Origin of the sequence: Microcoleus sp. A6-C6 (assembly GCF_036705955.1) — a bacterium.
Lineage (GTDB): Bacteria > Cyanobacteriota > Cyanobacteriia > Cyanobacteriales > Microcoleaceae > Microcoleus.
The window spans coordinates 1-1,905 of sequence record NZ_JAUBVR010000175.1; the positions used below are offsets into that span (position 1 = coordinate 1).

The following is a 1,905-nucleotide window of genomic DNA, read 5'->3' on the forward strand; positions in this document are numbered from 1 at the left end:
ATATCGGGACGATGTTCTCCGAGAACTTCGTACATTACTCCACTGGCTCGGCTGGGGCGGATGACGTGTAAACAAACGTCCTGGTTCTGAAACACCCACTCCCATTGGTTCTGTCCGTTAACTCTGGCACTCGTTTCATCTGAACAGATTAATTTGGCCCGCCGCAACCTTTGTAGTATTTGACTTACTTGGTCGTCTAAACTGGTTTTGACCTGGACCAATAGGTTGGCGATTGCTCCTTCTGATATCTTGAGTCCAAAGACCTCTCCAAATATGGACGACAGCCGTTCGTAGCTGATGGCATGAGTGTAACGCAGATATGTAACTAAGCTTTGAATCGAACTGCTTTCCCGGTGAACCTGGTTCCATTCCCAATGGTACAGGTGCAACATACTTGGTTTGACAGCAGGTACACTGACCACCATAACGTTCTATTCGGGTGATGATGGGGCGAATTGGGGGTAGTTCGATTTTTTCGTAGACGGATTGCAATTTTTGGGTGGCGGCGGTGACTTTCTCTCCACATTCGGGGCAATTTTTGACAATCGCGATGATTGTTTGGTCCGGATGAGGATGTAGCTGTCTTCCCCCTCCAGCTCTTCCCACACTTCTTTGTCTTTTTATCCCTTCAATTTTCGATGGCTTAATGTTGGGCTTGAATCCTTTTGATGGCGGAGTGCTGGAATTTTTGCTAGTTTTGATGGGAGATGGGTCTGCTTTTTGTTGGTATGTGGCTAATGCTGCGCTGAGTTTTTGGATTTCTTGCCATAGTTCTACTATCAAGGCTTCTTTTGCCTCGTTCGATAGTTGCTTTAAGTCGGGGAGTTTTTCCATTCCTTTATCTAATGTCTATCTCGTCTTCTTGTCAAGGGGGTTGAGCAATTACGCTAATAATTCCCGATAATAATCCCAAAAATCATCCAGAAACTGCCCTAAAATTACTTGATGGCAAGCGAATACCGGGCTTAACTTCTTGTAATGCCTTCCCTCGTGTACCCAACATAACGCTCGATCAGCAGTGATTAACTTGAATTGCGGAGCATCATCACAACAAAGAGTTTGTACGACTGGGCAATCAGTTTGCTGATGGTAGAAAACAATAGCTGCTGCTTCCTTAATCCGAGTCCGTTGTTGAGAACCCAGTTTGGGTAGCTCATTATTCAGTAGATGATTAAACTGTGTCTCACTCAACACAGTTCCTTGGGGTAATAGCTTGAGAGCGTTCTGCCATTTAGTCGGGACTTTGAAGTCCTGAATTAGTGAGAATGTCAGTGGATTCAGAATAAATTTTAGTTCTCGTCCGGGCTGTAATCCTTTCAGTACCGTCAGTCTATCTTTATTAGCTGTTGTGAAGTAGACTGTATATAAAGGGTTGCAGATGATATTGGTGGTATGGTTGACTCCACCTACACGCGCGCCAGTTTGGTCGAAGTGTTGCCAAGGGCTACTTGCTAGTCCTGAATCATAAACTTCTTTTTTCTCGGTTTCAAAACCCGAGTGGTTTTTGATTAACAGGTTGGATAAATAACCCGCTGATATAGAAATACCTAGATCTGCTAAAAACTCCAGTAGTTTGCCTTGCGTCATAGGGAGCATCCCACTTTTGCAGTCAGTATAAATACTCAAAGACTTGACCGACAAGTTGATGGCAGAATAGAAAGCAGATAAATTACCACCACCCCAAGTCAATATGACGCCAGAACAACGACAAAAGATCAAAATAAATCTCCAAGAAATAGCCGATATTTTTTATCAGAATACCCCGCCCGAAAATCTACAAAGCTTTGAATCTATCGAACTGACTGTCAGAGAGCATTTAGTTGAGACAGCAGGGCGAACGCATCTAAATTTTATGTTAGCAGAACCTGGTATATTGGAGAATGATTATTGAGTGCCTACCAAATA

3 protein-coding genes are annotated in these 1,905 nt (G+C 43.5%); 1 reads left to right on the forward strand and 2 read right to left on the reverse strand.

The window, feature by feature from the left end:
• Positions 1-425 (reverse strand): IS66 family transposase (locus QUB52_RS29000; RefSeq protein ID WP_332975670.1); only part of this gene is annotated, 425 nt, incomplete at its 3' end.
• A gap of 457 nt (positions 426-882) precedes the next feature.
• Complete coding sequence (locus QUB52_RS29005; protein WP_332975669.1) at positions 883-1,587, reverse strand: hypothetical protein; 705 nt, start codon at positions 1,585-1,587, stop codon at positions 883-885.
• A gap of 103 nt (positions 1,588-1,690) precedes the next feature.
• Between QUB52_RS29005 and QUB52_RS29010 the strand changes: the two genes are divergently transcribed.
• On the forward strand, positions 1,691-1,891 hold the full coding sequence (locus QUB52_RS29010) for a hypothetical protein (RefSeq protein WP_332975668.1): 201 nt from the start codon (positions 1,691-1,693) through the stop codon (positions 1,889-1,891).
• The last annotated feature ends 14 nt before the right edge of the window (positions 1,892-1,905 follow it).